General features: G+C 57.9%; 17 protein-coding genes and 4 pseudogenes. 8 read left to right on the top strand and 13 right to left on the bottom strand.

Going from position 1 to position 22,577, the window contains the following annotated elements:
* The first annotated feature begins 132 nt into the window (after positions 1-132).
* The gene (locus I8E17_RS32390; protein WP_209160388.1) at positions 133-1,155 is read left to right on the top strand and encodes a LacI family DNA-binding transcriptional regulator; all 1,023 of its coding nucleotides are present in this window, start codon (positions 133-135) and stop codon (positions 1,153-1,155) included.
* 3 nt (positions 1,156-1,158) lie between these two features.
* Here I8E17_RS32390 and I8E17_RS32385 read toward each other — a convergent pair whose 3' ends face one another.
* The 6 genes from I8E17_RS32385 to I8E17_RS32360 form a co-directional block, all read right to left on the bottom strand.
* A complete protein-coding gene (locus I8E17_RS32385; RefSeq protein ID WP_209160386.1) occupies positions 1,159-2,313 on the bottom strand; it encodes a mandelate racemase/muconate lactonizing enzyme family protein in 1,155 nt (384 codons plus the stop codon).
* An 11-nt stretch (positions 2,314-2,324) separates the two neighbouring features.
* The gene (gene manD, locus I8E17_RS32380) at positions 2,325-3,533 is read right to left on the bottom strand and encodes a D-mannonate dehydratase ManD (RefSeq protein ID WP_209160384.1); all 1,209 of its coding nucleotides are present in this window, start codon (positions 3,531-3,533) and stop codon (positions 2,325-2,327) included.
* Between the two features lie 3 nt (positions 3,534-3,536).
* A complete protein-coding gene (locus I8E17_RS32375; protein ID WP_209160382.1) occupies positions 3,537-5,237 on the bottom strand; it encodes an ABC transporter ATP-binding protein in 1,701 nt (566 codons plus the stop codon).
* Complete coding sequence (locus I8E17_RS32370; protein ID WP_209160380.1) at positions 5,234-6,388, bottom strand: ABC transporter permease; 1,155 nt, start codon at positions 6,386-6,388, stop codon at positions 5,234-5,236. Before I8E17_RS32370 ends, I8E17_RS32375 begins: the two co-directional genes overlap by 4 nt.
* Positions 6,385-7,371, bottom strand: a complete 987-nt coding sequence (locus I8E17_RS32365) for an ABC transporter permease (RefSeq protein ID WP_209160378.1) — start codon at positions 7,369-7,371, stop codon at positions 6,385-6,387. The genes I8E17_RS32370 and I8E17_RS32365 overlap by 4 nt, the downstream gene beginning before the upstream one ends.
* Before the next feature lie 74 nt (positions 7,372-7,445).
* Positions 7,446-9,386: an ABC transporter substrate-binding protein gene (locus I8E17_RS32360; RefSeq protein ID WP_209160376.1), complete on the bottom strand. Its 1,941-nt coding sequence runs from the start codon at positions 9,384-9,386 to the stop codon at positions 7,446-7,448.
* 169 nt (positions 9,387-9,555) lie between these two features.
* On the opposite strand from I8E17_RS32360, the gene I8E17_RS32355 reads away from it, so the two are divergent.
* Positions 9,556-10,254 carry a GntR family transcriptional regulator gene (locus tag I8E17_RS32355; protein ID WP_209160455.1) on the top strand — a complete coding sequence of 233 codons (699 nt, stop codon included), beginning with the start codon at positions 9,556-9,558 and terminating at the stop codon, positions 10,252-10,254.
* 69 nt (positions 10,255-10,323) lie between these two features.
* On the opposite strand, the pseudogene I8E17_RS32350 reads toward I8E17_RS32355, so the two are convergent.
* Positions 10,324-10,506 (bottom strand): annotated as a pseudogene (locus I8E17_RS32350) (LysR family transcriptional regulator); the annotation flags it as partial.
* Positions 10,496-10,688, bottom strand: a pseudogene (locus I8E17_RS32345) (LysR family transcriptional regulator); the annotation flags it as partial. The pseudogenes I8E17_RS32345 and I8E17_RS32350, both read right to left, overlap by 11 nt.
* Positions 10,689-11,735: 1,047 nt before the next feature.
* Here I8E17_RS32345 and I8E17_RS32340 point away from each other — a divergent pair.
* Positions 11,736-12,863: pseudogene (locus I8E17_RS32340) on the top strand (efflux RND transporter permease subunit).
* 43 nt (positions 12,864-12,906) lie between these two features.
* Entirely contained in the window at positions 12,907-13,344 is a 438-nt protein-coding gene (locus I8E17_RS32335) for a hypothetical protein (RefSeq protein WP_209160374.1), read from the top strand.
* Between the two features lie 99 nt (positions 13,345-13,443).
* Here I8E17_RS32335 and I8E17_RS32330 read toward each other — a convergent pair whose 3' ends face one another.
* Positions 13,444-13,656 carry a hypothetical protein gene (locus I8E17_RS32330; protein WP_229002327.1) on the bottom strand — a complete coding sequence of 71 codons (213 nt, stop codon included), beginning with the start codon at positions 13,654-13,656 and terminating at the stop codon, positions 13,444-13,446.
* Positions 13,657-13,740: 84 nt separating this feature from the next.
* Here I8E17_RS32330 and I8E17_RS32325 point away from each other — a divergent pair.
* Positions 13,741-14,578 (top strand): annotated as a pseudogene (locus I8E17_RS32325) (IS66 family transposase); the annotation flags it as partial.
* Between the two features lie 645 nt (positions 14,579-15,223).
* Here I8E17_RS32325 and I8E17_RS32315 read toward each other — a convergent pair.
* Positions 15,224-16,111, bottom strand: a complete 888-nt coding sequence (locus I8E17_RS32315; protein ID WP_209160372.1) for a LysR substrate-binding domain-containing protein — start codon at positions 16,109-16,111, stop codon at positions 15,224-15,226.
* 107 nt (positions 16,112-16,218) lie between these two features.
* Here I8E17_RS32315 and I8E17_RS32310 point away from each other — a divergent pair, with 107 nt between their 5' ends.
* From I8E17_RS32310 to I8E17_RS32300, 3 genes are read left to right on the top strand one after another with little or no spacing between them, the layout of a single operon-like run.
* Positions 16,219-17,472, top strand: coding sequence for an aromatic ring-hydroxylating dioxygenase subunit alpha (locus I8E17_RS32310; RefSeq protein WP_209160370.1), 1,254 nt, complete (start codon positions 16,219-16,221; stop codon positions 17,470-17,472).
* The gene (locus I8E17_RS32305) at positions 17,462-18,550 is read left to right on the top strand and encodes a hybrid-cluster NAD(P)-dependent oxidoreductase (protein WP_209160367.1); all 1,089 of its coding nucleotides are present in this window, start codon (positions 17,462-17,464) and stop codon (positions 18,548-18,550) included. The genes I8E17_RS32310 and I8E17_RS32305 overlap by 11 nt, the downstream gene beginning before the upstream one ends.
* Positions 18,551-18,560: 10 nt before the next feature.
* Positions 18,561-19,841 carry a Xaa-Pro peptidase family protein gene (locus I8E17_RS32300; protein WP_209160453.1) on the top strand — a complete coding sequence of 427 codons (1,281 nt, stop codon included), beginning with the start codon at positions 18,561-18,563 and terminating at the stop codon, positions 19,839-19,841.
* A 92-nt stretch (positions 19,842-19,933) separates the two neighbouring features.
* Here I8E17_RS32300 and gfa read toward each other — a convergent pair whose 3' ends face one another.
* The 3 genes from gfa to I8E17_RS32285 are packed head-to-tail and all read right to left on the bottom strand — an operon-like array spanning position 19,934 to position 22,531.
* Positions 19,934-20,506, bottom strand: coding sequence for an S-(hydroxymethyl)glutathione synthase (gene gfa, locus I8E17_RS32295; protein ID WP_209160365.1), 573 nt, complete (start codon positions 20,504-20,506; stop codon positions 19,934-19,936).
* 57 nt (positions 20,507-20,563) lie between these two features.
* On the bottom strand, positions 20,564-21,400 hold the full coding sequence (fghA, locus tag I8E17_RS32290) for an S-formylglutathione hydrolase (protein WP_209160363.1): 837 nt from the start codon (positions 21,398-21,400) through the stop codon (positions 20,564-20,566).
* 3 nt (positions 21,401-21,403) lie between these two features.
* Positions 21,404-22,531, bottom strand: coding sequence for an S-(hydroxymethyl)glutathione dehydrogenase/class III alcohol dehydrogenase (locus I8E17_RS32285; RefSeq protein ID WP_209160361.1), 1,128 nt, complete (start codon positions 22,529-22,531; stop codon positions 21,404-21,406).
* Positions 22,532-22,577: the final 46 nt, after the last annotated feature.

The following is a 22,577-nucleotide window of genomic DNA, read 5'->3' as shown; positions in this document are numbered from 1 at the left end:
TTCCTCCTCCCGGTCCGCCTCCCAGCAAAACCGTTAACGTGTATCGTTATACGTATATCATTCTACAAGACTGATTGCCGTGCAAGCATTTTTTGAATATGATTTGCTAACACAAGGATCGTTGACCGGAATATGAATAAAAATCAGAGCGTTGAACTGACGAGAGATCGTGTGACCATCCGCCATGTCGCGGAAGACGCGGGTGTTTCGGTCGCTGCCGTCTCCAAAGTTCTGAGAAATGCCTATGGCGTCAGCGAGGTATTGCGGACGAAGGTGCAGAACTCCATCGGCAAGCTGAATTACCGTCCCTCTACCGCAGCAAGGGCGATGCGCGGGCGCACCAATACCTTCGGCGTGCTGGCAATCGAGCTTTCGAACCCGTTCCTGCCCGGCGTTATCGAAGCGGCGAATGCTGCGCTGCTTGAATATAACTTCAAGTCGCTGATCGGACTTGGCCATTCCGCCACCATGATCGAGGCAACGATGATCGAATCCATGATCGACAACCGGATGGACGGTGTTCTGATCATTGCTCCGCGTATTTCAAGCGACGTATTGGAACGTTACGCCAAGGATATTCCAATCGTCGTCATCGCCCATCATGAGCCCCATGCGGAGACCTTCGATACGGTAAACTCCGATGACAGGCAGGGTGCCGTTCTGGCAGTCGAGGCAGCCCTGGCGGCAGGATATTCCGAACTCGCGATGCTGAGCTATGAAAACGCGGAGCTGCCCAGCGCCGTCGTGGCACGGCAAAGAGAGTGGGGTTATCTGGAGGCCATGCAACGGGCGGGGAAGGAAGCGCGCATCCTTCGCCTGCCGCCGATGGAACTGGATAGAACTGAGGAGATCGCAAGGTTTATCGCCTCCCCTGATCGTCCCCGCGCCGTTTTCGTCTGGTCGGATCTCGATGCGGTGCCGCTCATCAATGCGGCGAGAGTTTCAGGCGTTCGCGTTCCAGAAGATCTCGCGATCATCGGATATGATAACTCCCCCGTTGCCCGCCTTCCCCTTATCGGTCTCAGCAGCATAGATCAGAATGCCGAACTTCTCGGCAGAACCGCGATCAAGCTGCTTCTGGAACGGATAGACGGTCGCACCTCTGCGCGACACGTCCTGATCGAACCCCACATGGAAATCCGCGGCAGCATCTGATCCTCACCAGTTCGTCACCGAGCCATCCCTACGCTTGAGGTGCGGTGCTTCCCAGAATTCGAAGCTTTGCTTTGCGATCAGCTCCTCGTTGACCTCGACCCCGAGGCCGGGCGCGCCAGAGACCGGGTAGTACGGCCCTTCCAGTTTCGGCTGAACCGGGAAGAATTCCGAATTATCAAACCCAAGATGCGTTTCAGCCGGGCTGTTTCGCGTTTCAAGCCAGGAGAAGTTCGGAACCGCCGCCGAGAAATGAATGGTTGCCGCCGTGCAGATCGGTCCCAGCGGATTATGCGGCATCATGTCCACGTAATGCGTTTCGCTCCAGGCCGCGACCTTCATGCTTTCCGTCAGGCCGCCGACATTGCAGACGTCGAGACGGTTGAACTGGTGGATATCCCGCTCGATATAAGGCTGGAACTGCCACTTGGATGAGAACTCCTCACCGATGGCGAAGGGTACATCGGTCAGGCGACGCAAGGCTTCGTAAGCGCCGGGGGACTCGTCACGAATGGGTTCTTCGAGGAAATCGAGCGTGCCTTTCGGCATCTTCTGGCAGAAACTCGCCGCTTCCGCCACGGTCAGGCGGTGGTGGTAATCGATACCAAGCACCACATCGTCACCCAGCATCTCGCGCGCCTTGACGCACCATTTCGCGGTCGTCGCGATATGTTCACGCGGCTCATAAATCTCCTTGTTTTCATGGCCATCTGGAGACAGGCGCATCGCCGTCCAGCCGTGTTCGACAAGCATCTGCGCCTGTTCGATCATCGCTTCACCGGGGGCGGCGAAGGTCGTGGCGAATGTCGGAATGCGATCACGCTGCTTGCCGCCCAAAAGGTCACAGACCGGAACGCCGAGCGCCTTGCCCTTGATATCGAAGAGAGCGATATCGATAGCGGAAATCGCCGCCTGCAATACTCTGCCGCCTTCGAAATACTGGCTGCGATACATTTCCTGCCAAAGCGCGCCGATCTTGAAGGGATCGCGCCCGCGCAGGAATTCGGCATAATGCTCCAGCACACCGACGACCGCCTTCTCGCGCCCCGAAAGGCCGCTTTCGCCCCAGCCGAAAATACCCTCGTCGGTTTCGATTTTCACCAGAAGCTGGTTGCGAATGCCGACCTTGACGGCGTAGCTTTTGATCGCTGTGATCTTCATGTCGCCTCTCCTTACCAGTGCCAGAGCGTGCCGTCTTCAAGACGGTTCACCGGCAGATAGGCCCGCTGATAGGGATACTTTTCCGCAAGCTTCTCATCGATATCGACACCATGACCGATGGCATCACCCGGATGCAGATAGCCATCCTTCAGGCTCCACGCGCCGGGGAAAACTTCGAGGATTTCCGGCAGGTAGCCGGAATATTCCTGAATACCGAAATTCGGCACCCACAAATCAAGGTGGAGATTGGCACCGAGGCAGATGGGCGACATGTCCATCGCGCCATGGCAGGCAGTGCGGACGTTGTAGATGCCTGCAAAATCCATCACCCGGCGTAGCGCGGTGATGCCCCCGGCATGGACTGAGGTCATGCGGATATAGTCGATCAGCTGTTCTTCGATCAGCAGGCGGGCATCCCAGATGGTATTGAACACCTCACCAACGGCCAGAGGCGTCGTCGTATGCTGACGGATGATGCGGAAACCCTCCTGATGCTCGGCGGCAACCGTGTCTTCCAGCCAGAACAGGCGGGCGAATTCCAGATCCTTGCCAAGCCGCGCCGCCTCGATCGGCGTCAGGCGATGATGCGTATCGTGTAGCAGTTCGATGTCGTCACCATAGGCATCACGCACCGCTTCGAAGAGTTTCGGAACATGCCGCATATATTTCGAGGTCGACCAGACCTCCTCATGCGGAAAGGCGTCATCGACGGCGTTGTTGGTGACGGATTTCGCACCGGTGCCGTAGACACCGGGCAGACCCGGAATACCGACCTGCACGCGGATGGCCTTATAGCCCTGCTCGATCCGCTTGCCGACGGCCTCTATCGCTTCATTGATATCCGTGCCCTGCGCATGGGTGTAGCACAGCACCTTCTCGCGGCTTGCGCCGCCGACCAATTGATAAAGCGGCATGTTCGCGGCCTTGGCCTTGATATCCCACAGCGCCGTGTCGATGCCTGCAATCGCCGCCATCGTCACCGGGCCACGACGCCAGTAAGCGCCCTTGTAGAAATACTGCCAGATATCTTCGATCCGCGAAGGATCGCGACCGATCAGCAGCGGTGCCAGATGATCCTGAAGATAGGCGACGACAGCCTTTTCGCGTCCGTTGAGCGTGGCGTCGCCAACACCCGTCAGTCCCTCGTCGGTGAATATCTTGACCGTCACGAAATTGCGGCCGGGCGAGCAAACGATGATTTTAACGTCGGTGATTTTCATGGCTTATCCAATAGCGGAAACAGTACGGGTGGGATCGTAGCGGAAGCGCTGGGAAAGGCGTCTGTCACGCGGATCGGGATGAGGAATGGCGGAAAGCAGCGAGCGCGTGTAATCGTGCTGCGGATTGTTGACGACCTGATCGGTGTCGCCCATCTCCACGATCTTGCCGCGATACATGACGCCAACGCGGTCACACATGTATCGGATGACCGACATGTCGTGGGAGATGAAGACATAGGACAGCCCGAGCTGGTCCTGAAGGCTCATCATCAGGTCGAGCATCTGCGAACGCAGCGAAACGTCGAGCGCAGAGGTCGCCTCGTCGGCAACGATGAGCCGGGGCTTGACCGCAATCGCCCTTGCAATGCCGACGCGCTGGCGCTGGCCACCGGAGAAGGCATGCGGGTAGCGTTCACGCCATGTCGGGTCCAGCCCCACCTGTTGCATCAGTTCCGCAACACGGTCCTCGACTTCCGCGCCCTTCATGCCAGCAAGCTTGAGAGGTTCGGCAATGATCTGGCCGACGGTCTTGCGGGGGCTCAGCGAACCGACCGGGTCCTGGAAGATCATGCGGACTTCGCGGCGCACGTCCTTCAACGTACCCTTGTCGGCGGTGCGAAGATCGACTGCCTCCCCATTCGGGCGGCGATATGCCATGGTGCCTTCCTGCGGATCGTAAATCCTTAGCAGGCAACGTCCCATCGTCGTCTTGCCTGAACCGGACTCCCCTACGATGCCAAGGGTTTCGCCGGGACGAACCGCCAGGGATACATCATCCACAGCCTTCAGGCCGGACGGGAAGGTCAGAGATAGGTTTTTGACATCGAGAAGCAGCGGCGTTTCAGCCGGGATAGGCGGACGGCTGAGCCGCACCTCGGCCTTCTTTTCCAGCTTCACGACGGAACCGATCAGGCGGCGCGTATAGTCGTCCTGCGGGGCATGAAAGATTTGCTCGACCGAGCCCCTCTCCATCACCTTGCCGCGATACATCACCAGCACTTCGTCGGCGATTTCCGCCACCACGCCCATGTCGTGCGTGATGAAAAGCACGGCCATGCCGTGGCTCTTCTGAAGCTTCTTGATGAGGTCGAGAATTTCCGCCTGCGTCGTCACGTCTAGCGCGGTCGTCGGTTCGTCTGCAATCAGAACGGATGGATTGCAGGCCAGCGCCATGGCGATCATCACGCGCTGACGCATGCCACCGGAAAACTCGAAGGTGTAGCGGTCGAATGCCGTTTCCGGTCGCGGAATTTCCACCTGCTTGAGCAGTTCGATGACGCGGGCGCGCTGTTCCTTCTTCGGCGTACCGAAATGGATGCGCAGCGCCTCGCCGATCTGCGTGCCGATGCGATGGACTGGAGACAGCGAGCTCATAGGCTCCTGAAAGATCATGGCGATCTCTTTGCCGCGCACGGAGCGGATCTCCTTGCCGCGCGGGTCGAGTGTGGCAAGATCGGTGACGCTGCCATCCAGCCTTTTGAGCAAAATATGGCCGTCTTCGATGCGACCGGGCCTGTCGACGATCTGGAGGATCGAGCGCGCCGTCACCGATTTGCCGGAACCGGATTCACCGACGACGCAAAGCGTTTGCCCACGCTTCAGTTCGAAAGAAACGCCGTCCACCGCCTTGAAGATGCCGGTGCGGGTGGGGAAGTAGGTCTTGAGATTATCGACCTTGAGGATCGTTTCGTCACTGCTGGTCATGATACGGACTCATATGGGTCTGCGGCATCGCGAAGGCCGTCACCGAGGAAGTTGAGGGAAAGCACAGAGATCACAATCGCGGCGGCGGGCGTAAACAGCAGCCATGGCGCTTGGGCAACGGCACGGATGTTCTGCGCTTCCTGAAGAAGCACGCCCCAGGAGATGATCGGCGGCTGAAGGCCGACACCGAGGAAGGACAGCGCGGTTTCAGCGAGGATCATCGAGGGAATGGCAAGCGTCAGCGTCGCGATGATGTGGCTCATGAAGGACGGCACCAGATGGCTGAAAATGATGCGGAACTCGCTCATTCCATCCAGCCGTGCGGCAATCACGAAGTCCTCGTTTCGCAGGGACAGAAACTTGCCGCGCACCTCGCGCGCCAGACTGGTCCAGCCGATCAGCGACACGATGAGGGTAATGATGAAATATGTGCGCAGCGGCGGCCAGCCGATTGGAATTGCCGCAGCAAGTCCCATCCACAGCGGGATTGTTGGAATGGAGCGAAGCAATTCGATAGCGCGCTGGATGATCAGATCGATCCAGCCGCCAAAGAAACCGGAAATGCCACCGATGGTGACACCCAGAATGAGGCTCATGAACACGCCGACGAGACCGATGGAGAGTGAAATCTTCGCGCCATGCACGACACGGCTGAAGATATCGCGTCCGAGACGGTCCGCGCCGAAGATATAGAGGCTGTCGCCGGGCTTCGGATCGGTCAGGCCGAACAGCTTGATTTCCATGGGAATGAAGCCGAGCAGATTATAGGGCTGCTGCGCCTTGACGAAGAAGCCGACAGAAACGGGCTTTGCCGGATCAGGCGTAAACTCGCGTCGCATGGATTCCGTGTTCAGCGTCATCTTCAACTGATCGACATGGGGCTGAAACGAGCCGTCATGCATTAGTGAAATCCACTGCGGCGGCGCATAGGTGAAGCGGGCGTTCGTCGCATTCGGATCAGCGGGCGCGATGAAGTCCGCAAAGGCCGCGACCAGATACATGAAGATGATGACGACGAGGCTCACAAGCGCGATCTTGTGCTTCTTGAACTTGAGCCAGAACAGACGCCATTGACCGGCAACGGCAATGTCCCTGTTTTTCAGGTCGAGCGAGGGGCCGGTATCCGGCGGAAGATGGGTAATATCTGTCATTGGAGCCGAATCCGCGGGTCAGTTATGGCAAGCAGGATGTCCGAAATCAGGGTGCCGATGATGGTCAGCACCGAGATGAGCAGAATGAGCGAGCCAGCGAGATACATGTCCTGAGCAAGCAGCGCGCGCAGCAGCAGCGGCCCGGTGGTGGGTAGGCTCATGACGACGGAGACGATGATTTCGCCTGAGATAACCGCTGGCAAAATCCAGCCGAGCGTAGAGATCAGGGGGTTGAGCGCAAGCCGCACCGGATAACGCATCAACAGTTCGAATTCCGACATGCCCTTTGCACGGGCGGTCGTGACGTAAGCTTTCGACAACTCATCCAGAAGGTTGGCGCGCATGATGCGAACGAGGGCGGCTAGCGACCCGACGCCGATAACGATGACCGGCAGCCAGACATGCTGGAAGAAGTCTCCAAGCTTTGTCAGGCCCCAGGGCGCATCGACCATTTCAGGCGAGAACAGCCCACCGACGCTCTGCCCGAACCATGCCGACATGATGTACATGGCGGAGAGAGCCAGCAGAAAATCCGGCACGGCCAGAAAGAAGAAGGCGAGGAACGTCGCGGAATAATCCGAAATGGAATACTGGCGCACGGCAGACAGGATGCCGATCGGGATGGCGATGGCCCACACAAAGCAGAGCGTCAGCATCGATAGCAGAAGCGAAAAGCCGAGGCGGTCCCAGATGAGTTCCGTTACCGGGCGTCCCAGTTCGAATGAGATACCGAAGTCGCCCTGGGTCAGGATGCCCCACATCCACTTATAGTACTGGAAGTACATGGGCTGATCGAGACCGTAGCGCTCGCGCATGGCTTCCACGGTTCCGGCTTCCACCGCGCCGCCCTGGCTGGCCCAGTCCGCCATAAGCGTCGTGAGGTAGTCGCCGGGTGGCAATTGGATGATGATGAACGCGATGATGGATACGGCGAACAGGGTCGGTATCGCAAACACCAGCCGTTTGAGAATAAAACGAAGCATGGATCTCGCCATTCGGCATGAAATGGATCGAAGGGACCGGCAGCGGCATTCGCGCCACCGCCGGCAGGGGAGCCTTATTGAGCAGGCTTTTCGAAGTACCACTGCGTCAGGGTCGGCGCCGGGTGCCAGAGGTTGCCGGTGATCGGAATACCGTTCACCACATTCTTCAGATTCTTCGAGGTCATCATGTATTTCGGCATCGGGCGCGAGATGCCGATATTGAGGAAGTTGTCTGCCGAAAGCTCGAGAAACGCCTTCATCTTGTCGCGACGATCGTCGTCGGTCACGGCTGCGTTGACCTTGTCGTAGGCAGCCATCAGCTCCTTGATGTTTGCCGGAGGCTCTTCGCCGGTTTCGTGGTTCGAGTACCACTCGCTCCACCTCATGGCGAAGAAGATGTCCGCCTTCTGGAAGGGCATGTAGCAACGCGGATCGGTATAGACTTCAGACAGGCCACCGACACAGTTCCAGATATAGGCATCCTGCTCGTTTGCCGCCCACATCGTGTTCAGGCGCGCGCGGTCCGTCGTTCTGATCTGGATGTCGATACCGACGTCCTTGGCATACTGTTGAACCATCTGCATGACGTCCGGATAGGAAAGACCGAAGACATCCGCCACCATGAAGTTGATGGTGAGGCGCTTGCCGGTTTCATCCAGACGGAAGCCCTCTGCGTCCTTCTTCGGCAGGATCTTGTCCAGCATTTCGGCGGAAGCTTTCGGATCATACTCCGTATATTGCGTTGCCTCGCGTTCGTTGAACAACTCATGCTCGGGCTGCACGGCAACCTGCGCAGGCGCGCCCTGTCCGACATAAACCAGATCGATGATTTCCTGACGGTTGATGGCGTGGCTGAGCGCGATACGGAAATCCTTGTTCTGGAAAACCTTTCGCTTGACCGGATCGGTCGAGTTCAGGTTCAGCAGAATGACGGCATCGTTCGCTGGCAGGTCCTTTACGTCCACGAACTTGTAATTGCCGGTTTCCTGACCGTCGAACAGGACGGACTTGAAGGTGGAGTTATTGATGTGGCGAAACGCGAAATCGAACTCGCCCGACGTCATCTTCAGCGCCATCAACTGCGGATCGTCCAGCTTTGCCCAGGTGATGTTATCGATATAGGGAAGCTGATTGCCCGCAGTATCGACCTTCCAGTAATAGGGGTTACGGGTCGCAACGACGCGTTCCTGATCTGCATAGGGCACCGTCAGCACCCACGGGTTCATGGTCGGCAGCTCCAGATTCTGCCAGTAGGCAGGCTGGAACGTCATGGAAACCTTGGAGTTGAACAGCGCAACCCAGTCACCAGCGGCTGGATTCGACTTCAGAAGGGCCGGAATGCCGTCCTTGTTGTACTTTTCATGAAACTGGCTGAGGTAATGCTTGGGGTAGATGACCGGCAGATGGCCCTGCCCGTAGGCGAGCTGTTGCAGGAAGAGGCCGTAGGGCGACTCGAACTTGAATTCGACGGTAAGGTCATCGATCTTCGTCACCTTCACCGGCTTGCCGCCCACCGTAAAGGTCGGGTTTTTCGCGGGCGAAAGCGCCGAATTCATGAAGACGTCTTCATACCAGAACATGATGTCGTCGGCGGTAAACGGCTGGCCGTCGCTCCACTTCAAGCCCTTGCGCAGCTTGAAAATATAGGTCGTCGCGTCGTCCGAGGCTTTGAATTCTTCTGCCAGCGACGGCATCACCTTCTTCCATTGCGGGTCCCAGCGGACAAGCAGTTCGTTGGCAATGGTGCGGGTCAGATTATACTGGTCGCCATTGGCGAGGATCGTCGTGCGCAGCGTGCCGCCATATTTGCCGACGCCATCCACCATGGTTTCGACGAAGGGAGCTTCGGGCAAACGTTCGGCCACGGCTGGCAGCTCGCCACCCTTCACCTGCTCATCGAGCATGGGGGCCTGCTTGTAATCCGCAGCCCAGACATTGGCCGTGCTGCAAGCAAGTGCGGTCGCGAGTAGAGCGCCGTACAAACCAAAGCGACGCGGTGAAAACCGGTAATTCATTTCTTCTCCTCCGATTGCCGGCTCCACCACCGGCATCTTCCCAAAAAGCGGCCTCCACGCCGTCTTGCGCACAAAAACTTCCAGATCGTACATTATTTGTCAATATGAATGTATGAAAATGATGTTTTCCTATTGGCAAAGCCGGGGAAAATACTTTAAATGCAACCTTATGAGCACGATCACACAGCTATCCCCTTACGCGAATGACCCTGAGACAGCGGGCGAAGAGACCGAATTTTCGGTCTATGAGCGCCTGCGCGACGACATTATCAGCGGTCGACTTATGGCAAATGAGCGCCTGAAGGTGTCGGAGCTTGCCAGCAGGATGGGCACATCGACCAACCCGATCCGTGAAGCGCTGCAACAATTGCGCGGTGAAGGCTTCGTGCTCATGACGCCCAATCGCGGAGCTCGCGTGCGTCCGATCGATGAGGATTTTATTCGCGATATCTGCGAGATTGAGGTTTTGATCGAGCCCGCTCTAACCAGATGGTTCGTCGGTATAGCGACCGCCGGAGATATCGTCGACTTGGAGCGTGTCCAGGCCGAGATCGAGGCGCTGAATTACACTGATGAGGAAAAACACTCCGATCTTGACCTTCAGTTCCATCGACTGATGTACGATCGACATTACAATCGGCATGCGGTCGATCTCTGGCTGCGTCATCGGCAAATTCTGGGCGCTATCGGTCATGGCTATCCGACATCGTTAAGCCGTCAGACCAATGTGATTGAGGAACACCGGCAATTGATTGACCGAATCAAAGCGCAAGACGCTGATGGCGCAGCGAGCATGATCGCCCTGCATGTCGAAGGATCCGGCAGGAGTATCATCGAGCGGCTGCGATTGAGAAAACGGCAGGGCTGATGCAATAATTCGAGCGCCTGTCGCGGCACGCCGCGCTCAGAACTTGGGATTTTCCGAGGGGCGGCCCGACTAACGCTTTTTCGATCCGACGGGCTCGCGGTAGCGAAGGACGTCCATCAACAGGGCGAGCGCGGGTGACGAATGGCGCCGGCTCGGACAGTAAAGGTGATGGTCTGGAAAGTATGAGCATCAATCATCCAGCACCCGGATCAGGCGACCCTCCGCGATGTATGGAAGTGCTTCGTCCTCCGGGCTTGGTCGGCGAGCCACTGCGTGTCGTACGCGCGAGCAATCCGAAACTCCACACGTTCCTCGAGCCCGGGGACCGTTAGGCCCAACGTCGAGATTCCGAGCTTTGCGGCGGCGCGAGTGGAGCTGCGTTCACGTGCGACCACAACGAACGCCGCAAGGACAATGTAATACTCATTCGCCATTTATTGCTTCTGGCAACAGGACTAAGCAGATTATACCCACTAATGAAATTAAGGCGAAGGCATATACTGCTTTTCAACGGTTTTAGCTGGTATTTTCGTGACTCCTTGCCGATTGCCCAGCAGTGGTTTCGTCACAGCACGACTGTCGACTTCTATCTGATCGCCAGACAGCCTGTGACCAAACGGAGGTTGCAGGGGTGCCCCATTTATTTGAGCGGGAGTTAGTTTCTCGTCGCTTTGCAAAGGAGAATGCCATGCGGCAAATTCACTCTGACCTTGCGGGCGCCTTTGGATGCTATCTCTTTTTTCTTTTCCATGGGTGGCGCTATCGAATTCCATCAGGGTGGACGGACCCTGGTCGGCACCCGAAATGTAGCTCTTGCGGTAGAAACCATCTCGTCTAGGAGGGTTGATATCTCATCAGGCCACTCCGGATCGTCAATTGTGGTCCACCGCACTTCTGTTATAGAATGGCTTGGAGCTCTGCAAATAGGGTTCAGACGCTTCATCGGGTCGTCTATCGCCGCTTATCAACGCCAGGTTCGGCTTGATCGGGCGCGTGAGAATCTTCTGCGAGATCCAACGCGACCCATCGAAGATGTTGCCCTTCAATGAGGTTTAACAAACGCCGGACGCTTCAGCAAATATTTTACGGCAGCCTTTGTGTATCCTCGCTGGAGATTGCGCGCCGGCGCAAGTGTTATGATAGCAACTGAGTTTTCCGATCCTCGTTGCTCCAGGCGTCCTTCTGCCATCTGTCGCTACAAGAGCTGAATACCTAAAAACCCGCGCTTCGCAGTCAGACTTCCGTTGAGGAATCAATCTTGCCCCCTGCGTCGATCTGCTTAGGTGTCAACGCGCCTAATCATCCCCGATTGAAGCGATGCCCAATCATGCTTCAAGCGCGGCCTCAGTCAATATCATTCCTCGCATAAAATTAAGGGAACAAACCTCTTGACCTCAACTATAGTTCAGGTCGTATGGGTGTCCGGACCTCAATTTCAACGGCCCCGTATCGATACGCAGGGTGTTATCCGAATCATAAAAATGGCAAGTCGACTGCTCCAAATCTCATTTTCTATTCCCATATTGGCCCTCCTCGCCGCACGCGAAGATTCCAGTGGAGGCAATCAGGCCGCCTATGCTATCGCTGCAACGCAGCTTCCTGCCGGGGCAACGACTGAACGGACCGATGCACTGCTTGGAAAAGTAGACGACTTTTTCGTCATTCGTTCCGGTGTCGACAAAGTCGTGACGATCCTCGGATTCGGATTCGATGGCAATGGACAGAACGCTGGGATCTCTTTTGCGACCTTCAAGGACTGGTCAGAGAGAGGTCCCGCGGATTCTTCAGATGCAATTGTCGGATCTGCTCTTGGCGCCTTGGCGGGCCTGCCGGAAGGATCGGTCTTCACGTTGACGCCGCCCCCAATAGCAGCCCTTGGCAATGCCAGTGGTTTCAGCTTCCGCCTCCAGAACCGCGGCAATCTGGGAAATGCTGCTTTGGTTGAGGCGGCCAATGGATTGCTGATGAAGGCATGGCAGAGCCCTGTACTTCAATATCCCTATATCGAAGGCTTGCCACCAGCCGCACAGATTGTGCTCGACATCGACCGTCGAAAAGCGAATGCCTATGGCATCACATTTGATGCGATCAACACCGTTCTATCGACCTCAATCGGATCTCGTTATATTGGCGACTTTCCGAATGCTGGCCGTATGCAGCGCGTCATCGTCCAGGCGGAAGCGGCTTAGCGGATGGACGTGTCGAGCCTGCGCAAACTCAATGCTCGCAATTCGAAGGGCGAAATGGTCCCTCTTGAGGCCTTCGCTACAGCCCGGTGGGCTCTCGGTCCAACCCAGGTTGTCGGCTACAACGGACTTCAAGCTGTCAAGATCAGCGGGAGCGCTGCCCCTGGATTTACCAGCGGCGATGCGATGGTTGAAATGGAACGGCTGGCAGGTGAGCTTCCGCCAGGCTTTGGTTTTGCATGGACCGGGCAGTCCTATCAGGAAAAAGCATCGGGCAATGCAGCACCCTTCTTGCTCGGCTTATCTCTTGTCTTCGTTTTTCTGTGCCTGGCGGCCCTTTATGAGAGTTGGTCAATCCCAATCGCGGTAATGCTTGTTGTGCCACTCGGCGCTATAGGAGCAGTCGTAGCGGTTAATCGCTGAGCCCGCGGGAGTTTCACATCTTTAAAAAGAAAAGGAAACGAGGGTGTATTTCAAGCTTCACGCTGACGTTTCAATCACTTGCGCAACGGGTACAATAAGGACGTTGTTCCCGACGAGGGAGGGCAAAGATCTTGCAAAAAAGGCAATTGCGCTCCAGCGAAGATTTCCGTCGGAAATTGCAATCTACGATCTGGTAACGATGCAGATATTGAGCTGCCTTATTGATCTCGAGGCGCTTCCCGATGGCAAAAGTAGCGCGTCCAGGTCGGCCGTCAAAGATGGCATTCTGATGATGGCCCTGACGATTTTTCTAGGCCGTCCTGATCATGTAGATGAGATTTCAAAGGCTCTCGAGTGCGCAAAGGACTTGGTGATCGTCCTGAACGAAGACTGTGCGTACTTGGCGATCAAAGGCCCTTCGTCGACTGCAAAGATTTCCTTCAAGCTTGCCCGTCATGCCCCAAAAGGCCTCTTACATTGATGCTGTCCCATGCCGGCCCGATATGAACAAGCCGCTTCAAATTTTGTCGAACTGTTGTCTCATCACCCGGATAATGGCTGGCATCTTAGATGATGCCTTTCACGGCGAACTTCGACGCGGGAATGATAGCTGAGTGAGTGGCGCAGTTCGATGTAACGTTCCACCTTCTCGCCGAGGAATCGGGCAAAGGCGGTCATGCAGCGCCTCCCGGAAGGGGAGTGCGACCTCGGCGAGCTGCGAGGCCGCAACCTTCACGTACACGGCCGTTGTGTTGATGCTCCGGTGACCAAGAAAATCGGCGACCTCGTTGATTGGCCTTCGCTGCCCGACAAGCTGGGTGGCGAGGCTGTGGCGCGGGAGATGTGCCCCGGCAACCCGCCCAAGTTCGACCCTGCCATGGACAAGAAGGCGGAACGAATATTTGCCGACGAGACGACCCTGCCTACACTGGCGCCTCGGTCCGGGTCGGCGAAAACCGCATGGCTATGGGCCTATGCCAGGGATGACCGAACGTTCTGAGGTAACGGCCCGCCCATTGTGGCCTATCGCTTCGAAGGCAGTCGGGCGACCGATTGCGTCGCACGGCACCTCAGCGGCTATCGCGGGATTCTGCAGGTTGACGGGTACGGGGCCAACAGCAAGCTTGTCCGCAAGGACGGCGGCAACGACGGCGTTATTCTGGCTGGCTGCTAGTCACATAGCCGCCGCAAGTTCTATGAATTGCGGGTCGCGACAAGCTCCAAGGTTGGCAACAGAGACAGTCGAGCGAATGGCAACGTTCTGGGAAATAGAGGATACCGTCCGTGGTCAAAGCCCTGAGGCGGGTGTCGCTGCCCGACAAGACCGCTCGGCGGGGATAGTCCGTGACCTCTTCACTCTCTGGCAGACGACTTTGCCGCGAGTATCAGGCAAATCCAAACTCGCCGAAGCTCTACGGTACTCGATCAAGCGTCGTGACGTCTTCGAACGCTTCCTCACGGACGGCCGTGTCGAGCTCGACTCCAACATCGTCGAGCGAGCGATCAGACCTTAGACGATCACAAGCAAAAACAGTCTCTTTGCCGGCAGCGACGGCGGCGGCAAGACATGGGCGACAATCGCCACGGTGCTGCAGACTGCAAAGATGAATTCTGTCGATCCCCAGGCTTGGCTGACGCAGACGCTCGAGCGCATTGCAAATGGCTGGCCTAGCAGCGAAATCCAAAACCTTATGCCGTGTAGCTACGAGGCCTGAACGGCCTCAGCTTGCCGCTTACCTTCCTTCCGTCTATAGCAGACTAGGCACCGGCTAGTGGCTCGTCAATTGCTCGTGTGATCAAAGTCGTGAAACAACATCGACGGTGTCGCCGTACGGTGACGCTCGTCGGTATAAGCACCTTCTAGTCGATCGATTTTCGCCGCCCGAATACGACCCGTTGATCGAAGATTGGCGAGCATGGACTCGATGTCGTCGCTTCCACCGATCGGGCGTCCGGCGACGGTAGGTAGACCGGAATGCTTCTGAGCCCAGTAACGGATCTCGCGCTCCGCGGGAGGATACGAAGCACCCAGGCGATACAAGCGACTTTCGGTTCTTGCCCAACGAGGCGGAGATGCGGCGTCGATCGCTACAACGACAGAGGTGTTGCCATGGCTACCCTCTTCGATTTCCGGATGACCAAAAAACTAGCCGTGCATCCAGCCGTGCCCGTTATCCGCCAGTACCCAGCCTTGCAGAAGAGGTGCAGCGGACAGCTCGTCCTCCAGCAGAGGCGGAGTTGCGCTGTCGCCTCTGAACGGTTCGTCACTCACCCAATGTCCTCCTTGTCGTGACGCCTATTTTCGACCTCACTCCGGAAGCGTCGGCCGACGAAAAATAAGTAGCGCAGTCCACCTCATGTCAGCCATGCAGGGCGGAGGTCAGCCACGAACAGGCACGGTCTACAGCTATCGTCCTGCGAGCTTTAAGCGGCACGAGAACATTGTACCTACCCTCCACTTCGATACTCGTGTTGCCTACGGCAACCAAGCTTCCATCGTCAAGAAAGGTCTGCACCAACGCGCCCCAGCCCAGAGCGACCCCCTGCCCCGCACGCGCGGCGGATATCGTTTCGGTGTAGTGATTGAACCGCAGCGAAGGCTTGAGCGGAAAGTCGAGACCGAACCTCGACATGCAGTGGCTCCAGGTGAGCCAGGACCGCTCCTCCGCTTCGGTATCAATGAGTTCGTCGGTGATGCTCAACGAACCAGGCACGCGTCGCTCTAGGTATTCAGGCGAACAGACCGGAGTGATCGTGTCTCCCCGTGAAGCGATTACCGTGCCGTCGTTGAAAGGAGGTATTCCGAACCTGATGGCGACGTCCACCTGTCCTTCGTCGAGGTCGATCTTGCTGTCCTGCGATACGACGCGGATCTGGATTCCGGGGTTCTGCGCTCGGAAATCAGGAAGTCTGGGCAGAAGCCAGAACCACGAAAGCGCGACGGTCGCTCCGATGGTGACGACATCCTCCGAGGAGCATTTGATCGAATGGATCACGTCGGAAATGTTGGCAAAGCTTTGAGCCAGCGTCGTGCCGAGCAGTATACAGGCTGGCGTGGGCTCGATCGCTCGATGCTTTCGCACGAACATCATCTCCCCCAGCTCTTCTTCGAGAAGTCCGATCTGGCGGCTGACTGCTGCCTGCGTGACCCCAAGTTCGCCCGCAGCGGCCGTGAAGCTTTTTCGCCTCAATACGGCTTCCAGCATGATCAGCGACGTGAGCGACGGCAGCCGTTTCCGGAACAACATCCCATGACCTTCACATAAGCCTGCGTTATGCGAGCGTGATTTTTTATGCCGTTGAACACCCCGTTTAGCAAGAGCAAATTCGCTCTACCAAAGAAATGGGGAACACTATGCTGAACAGGTTGCCATCCGATATTTCCGCTCTTCTTGCATCACGCACGCCCGGCCATTCGCTGCCGGCCGGCCTCTACACGCGCGAAGACGTCTTCGAAGCCGATATCGACGTCTTCTTCCACAACCACTGGATCTGCATCGGGGTTGAATGCGACGTTCCGGAACCCGGCGATGCGACCGTCGTCGATATCGGCAAGACAAGTCTCATTCTGCTGCGTGACGACGAAGGCGAGATCCGCGTGCTTCACAACGTCTGTCGCCATCGCGGCTCGCGCCTTCTCGACGCCGGTACGACGATCGTATCGAAGCTGGTCTGTCCGTACCATACTTGGACGTACGAGCTTACAGGCGAGCTTTCGCACGCACCGCACATGGGCAAGGACTTCGACAAGGAGTGCCACAGCCTCAAGGCCGTGAACTTCAAGTCCATAGGGGGCCTGATCTACGCCTGCCTGTCCGACAATCCGCCGGAGGATATCGCCAAGCTTGAGGAGACGATGGCCGAACGTCTGGCGCCCTACGACATCCGGAACGCCAAGATCGCCCACCAGGCCGACGTCGTGGAGGAAGGCAACTGGAAGCTGACGATGGAAAACAACCGCGAATGCTACCACTGCTCCGCGAACCATCCGGAGCTCTGCGTCTCGTTCGTCGATCTCGACTTCGGCTTCGACCCAGAGACGCTGAGCCCGGAAGACAGGGAGCAGGCAGAAGAGCATCTCCGCATGTACGAGGAGCGTACCAAGGCTTGGGAAGCTGACGGGTTCTCCTCTGCGGCCGTTGAGCGGTTGACCGACTGCGCGACGAACTTCCGGAGCCAGCGCCTGATCATTTCCGGAGCGGGGGAATCCCAGACCTACGACGCCACCGCCGCCTCCTCGAAGCTCCTGGGGCACATGACCCGCAAGGACTTGGGCGACATGCATCTGTGGGGTCATAATAGCTGGAACCATTTCATGGGAGATCATGCCGTGGTTGCGATCGTGATACCACTATCGGCGGGGAAGACGCTGGTCAGGACAAAGTGGCTGGTCCACAAGGACGCCGTCGAGGGCAAGGACTACGATCTCGACAAGCTGACGGACGTCTGGATCGCCACCACGGACCAGGACGCCGATCTGGTCGCACGCTCACACGCGGGTGCCCTCGATCCCGCATATAGGCCAGGCCCCTACTCGAAATTCTCCGAGACCAACCTAGACAAGTTCGCGACGTGGTACATCGATAGGATGCGGGCACATGGGTATTGATCTGACCTCTGTTCAGCTTGCTCCGGGCTCGCGTCCGTTCTGGGATCCAGAAACGGACGAGACGCTCATCTGCATCGACGTCGCTCAGGAGACGCACGACGTCAAAAGTTTCACGTTCGCCTCGCCGGAGGGGAAGCGGTTCCAGTTCGAGGCCGGGCAGTATTTCCTTTTCGACTTCCCTACCGGCACTGAGGGAGAGGCGCGCTGCTACAGCATTTCCTCGTCGCCTCAGCGCAGCAACGCGTTCACCGTCACAGTGAAACGCGTTCCCGGCGGCAGAATCTCAAACTGGCTACACGACAACATGGCGCCGGGGATGTCGGTCAAGGGTCAGGGGCCGCTCGGAAACTTCACGCGACCGAAGAACGGTGGCAATAAGTTTCTGCTGCTTTCCGGCGGATCGGGAGTGACGCCGGTCATGTCAATCACGAGAGACCTGGCCGACCGCTACGAGACTGCCGACATCGTTTTCCTTCATGCTGCGCGGACGCCAGGAGATATCATCTTCCGTCACGACCTTTCGGGGCTCGCAACGCGCATGAAGTGCCTGCGTCTGCAGTTCCTCCCCGAAAGCACAGTCGGGGAGAAGTCTTGGCCGGGCGTCACCGGCCGCATCTCGCCGGAATTCTTGAAGCTCGCAGTTCCAGACATATCGGAGCGGGTCGTTATGTGCTGCGGCCCGGCGCCTTTCATGTCCTCGGCGCGCTCGATTTGCGGGCAGCTCGGCGTACCTCCGCAAAACTACATCGAGGAAAGCTTCGACGCCGCGGTCATCGACGAGCCGGTGACGATCGTCGAAAGTGGGCCGGCAGCGAAGATCTACCAGGTCGAGTTCTCCAAGCAGAAGAAGACCCTTGAAATCTCGTCGGAACAGAGCGTTCTGGCTGCGGCGAAGAAGGGCAGCGTCAGGCTGCCGTCCTCCTGCTCGAACGGCGTCTGCGGAACCTGCAAGTCGAAGCTTGTGTCGGGATCTGTCGAGATGAATCACAACGGCGGCATCCGCCAGCGCGAGGTTGATGCGGGTTTCTTCCTGCCGTGCTGCTCCAAGCCGCTTAGCGACCTTGTCATAGATCGATAGATTGGAGTTTCTGATGTTGAAGGAACTGGAACCGGCGCGTTCCGGCGGCGCCGATGTGTTCAAGGACGAACGCAAGAAGGCCTATCTCAATCCCGAGGGCGCCGATCGCCCTTTGGTGAGCGCGATACCCGCCTCGACCCTGGATCGTGCGAGACGATACCGTCTAGACAGACTGCGCAAGCAGATGCGCGAGTGGGACTGTCCCGCCCTGCTCCTCTACGATCCGGTCAACATACGGTATGCGTTCGACTGTTCGAACATGAGCATCTGGACGATGCACAACCCTTCAAGATACGCGCTGATCGTAGCGGACGGCCCGGCGATAATGTTCGAGTTCGACGGATGCGAGCATCTCAACGACGGGCTGCCGGGGATAGACGAAATACGCACCTCGAAGTCGTTCCTCTTCTTCACAGCGGGGAACTTGGTCGAGGACCGAATAAAGTCTTGGGCCGACGAGATAGCGGAGATCCTCTCTTCGCACTCGGGCATCGGGCGAATCGCGGTCGACCGTCTGGAGCCTGCTCCCGCTACGGAGCTTCAGCGGCGGGGCTTCACGCTTCTCGACGGCCAGGAGCTCGCCGAACGGGCGCGCTCCATCAAGAGCGCCGAGGAGGTCGAGCTCATGCGGTGGACCATCCGAGTGTGCGAGGCGGGAATGGCCAGAATGTACGAGATCTCGGAGCCCGGTCGCACCGAACGCGAGATCTGGGCCGAACTCCATTTCGAGAACGCGCGCAGCGGCGGCGAATGGCTCGAGACGAAGTTACTGACGGCGGGTGTCCGAACGAACCCCTGGTATCAGGAATGCTCCGACTACGTCGTGCAGCGTGGCGAGATGATCTCCTTCGATACCGACATGATCGGACCATACGGCTACTGTGCCGACCTTTCCCGATCATGGACATGCGGTCATGTGGCGATGACCGGGAAGCAAAAGAACCTCTACGGCGCGGCGCGCGACCAGATCGAGCATAACCTCTCGATAATCAGGCCGGGCATGAGCTTCCGCGAATTCAACGAGAAGAGCTGGCGGATACCCGAAAGGTATCAGCCCTATCGCTACACGCTGGCGGTTCATGGCACTGGGATGGCGGACGAGTGGCCTGGCATTCTACTGCATCCCGACTTCGATCCCGACTTTGAAGGGGTGATCGAGGAAGGCATGGTGCTGAACGTCGAAAGTCTGATCGCGGAAAGCGGCTCTGAGAGCATAAAGCTCGAGACGCAGGCACTCGTCACGACTGGGGGCGCGGAGCGCCTTGATACCTTTCCGTGGGAGGATGACTGAGATACTCAATCGACGCCGACTGAAAGCGGTCTCATAATCGATCTAGAGTCATGGCTGGCGGTGCGTCTGCATCCGCCAGCCATTCTGTTAACTTACGTGGCAAGCGCTCCGCTCTTCTTTGCAGTCCAGGTCGCAATGTAATCCATCAGCCCCGGCGACAGGCAGTCATAGGGTTCCAGACCCGCCTGCTTCAGCGTCGAACGGACCTCCTCCATCTTCGCGGGATCGAAGCCGCTCTCGATGATCGAGGAGACGAAGGCGGCGAAGCCAGGCTTCGCCCATCCTTTTCCGTCGAAAAGCTCGGGGTGGATGAAGGCCAGTCCCTTGAACGGATGGTCGCGCTCGACCGGGCCGTACATGTGGACGCCGCATTCCTTGCAGGCGTAGCGTTGAATGAGCGCGGACGCGTCTACCACTTCCAGCTTCTCGCCATTGTCGAGCACTTCGATCTTGTCGGTCGGAGCAACGGCTACGATAGAAAACGCCGACCCCTCCGGCTTCCAGCACTTTGTGCACCCGCACGCGTGATTATGGGCGATGTCGCCGGACACCTTTACCTTCACCGGCTTGGTGCTGCATCCGCACACCAGCGTTCCGCCCGAGAAGCTGGCTTCTGTCGCCTGGTACCCTGAATCGACGACTGGATGGATATTCAAACTGGGCATGTCGTAGTTCCTTTCCTCCCGAGCCGGAGCGGAATTGCTTCGGCCAAGCTTCTTTCTTCAGTCGCGAAGCCTTTCGGCGTGCCAGCGAAGGTGATCGTCCATAAATGTGGAGATGAACAGGTAGGAGTGGCCGTAGCCATCATGCATTCTGAGGGTCAGCGGAATGCCCGCTTCTCTGCACGCGTCCTTTAGATCTAACGGCCTGAGCCCCTCCTCGAGAAAAGAGTCGCTGGTGCCCTGATCGACGAGCAGGTCCCGAATTCTCCGACCGTCCTCTATCAAGTTGCAGACGTCGTACTCCCGCCACCTCTCCCGGTCCGCTCCAAGATACTTCTCGAAGGCGGAACGCGACCAGTTCGAAATGCTCGGATGGGAGATCGGTGCGAAAGCGGAGCAGCTCGCATATCGGCCCGGGTTCTTCAGGGCTATCGTGATGGCGCCGTGTCCGCCCATCGAATGCCCGAGGATGCCCTGCCGAGACATGTCGGCGGGAAACTCGCTCTCGATCAGCTTGGGGAGCTCGTCGACGATGTAGGTGTACATCCGATAGTGGGAGGCGAAGGGCGCCTGCGTAGCGTCGAGATAGAAGCCCGCCCCCTTTCCGAAGTGCCAGTTGTCCGGCTCGTCGGGAACGCCCTCACCTCTAGGGCTCGTGTCTGGGCACACTATGATCAGGCCGAGTTCGGCGGCCAGTCGCCGATACTCTCCCTTGTCCATCACGTTGGCATGCGTGCACGTGAGACCGGAAAGGTACCACAAAACGGGAAGTTTTTCTTTCGACGCCTGAGGTGGAACGAAGACCGCGAACGTCATTTCGCATCCGCAGACCTCCGATTGATGCGAGTAGACGCCTTGGGTTCCGCCAAAGGACTTGTCAGTGGAGACGGTCTTCATGGTTCAGTACACCACGACGCCGCGAATGCTTTCGCCCTTGTGCATCAGGTCGAAGCCCTTGTTGATGTCTTCGAGCGGCATGGTGTGGGTAATCATCGGGTCGATCTGGATCTTGCCTTCCATGTACCAGTCGACGATCTTCGGCACATCGGTGCGGCCGCGCGCGCCGCCGAAGGCCGTGCCCATCCAGTTGCGACCGGTGACGAGCTGGAACGGACGCGTGGAGATTTCCTGACCGGCGCCGGCAACGCCGATGATGACCGACTTGCCCCAGCCGCGATGCGAGGCTTCCAGCGCCTGACGCATGACCCTGGTATTGCCGGTGCAATCGAACGTGTAATCCGCGCCGCCGATCAGGTCGCCGTTGCGCTTCGTCATGTTGACGAGATAGGGCACGATATCCTCGCCGACTTCCTTCGGGTTGACGAAGTGGGTCATGCCGAACTTCTCGCCCCAGGCCTTGCGGTCATTGTTGATATCGACACCGATGATCATGTCAGCGCCGGCAAGACGCAGGCCTTGCAGAACGTTGAGGCCAATGCCGCCGAGACCGAAGACGATTGCTGTCGAGCCGATCTCCACCTTGGCGGTGTTGATGACCGCGCCGATACCGGTCGTCACGCCGCAGCCGATGTAGCAGACCTTGTCGAAGGGCGCGTCGGGATTGATCTTGGCGAGCGCGATCTCCGGCAGAACCGTATAGTTCGAGAAGGTCGAGCAACCCATATAATGATGGATCTTGTCCTTGCCGATGGAGAAGCGCGAGGTGCCGTCCGGCATCACGCCCTGTCCTTGTGTGGCGCGGATGGAGGTGCACAGATTGGTCTTGCGCGAGGTGCAGGAATAGCATTCGCGGCATTCCGGCGTGTAGAGCGGAATGACATGGTCGCCCTTCTTGACCGAGGTGACGCCCGGTCCGACATCGACGACGACGCCCGCGCCCTCATGACCGAGAATGGCCGGGAACAGACCTTCCGGATCGGCGCCCGACAGGGTGAAATCGTCTGTATGGCAGATGCCGGTCGCCTTGACCTCAACCAGCACTTCGCCGGCGCGCGGGCCTTCGAGTTGAACGGTCATGACCTCAAGCGGCTTGCCTGCCTGAATGGCAACAGCGGCGCGAACGTCCATTGCATGTTCTCCTTTTTTCGTCGTTGTGTGTGGGCGTCGTGGTCCA

Source organism: Rhizobium sp. AB2/73 (assembly GCF_020871915.1).
Taxonomy (GTDB): Bacteria; Pseudomonadota; Alphaproteobacteria; order Rhizobiales; family Rhizobiaceae; genus Rhizobium; species Rhizobium dioscoreae.
The sequence above is the reverse complement of the archived record's forward strand: the minus strand, read 5'-3'. Positions and strand labels throughout refer to the sequence as shown.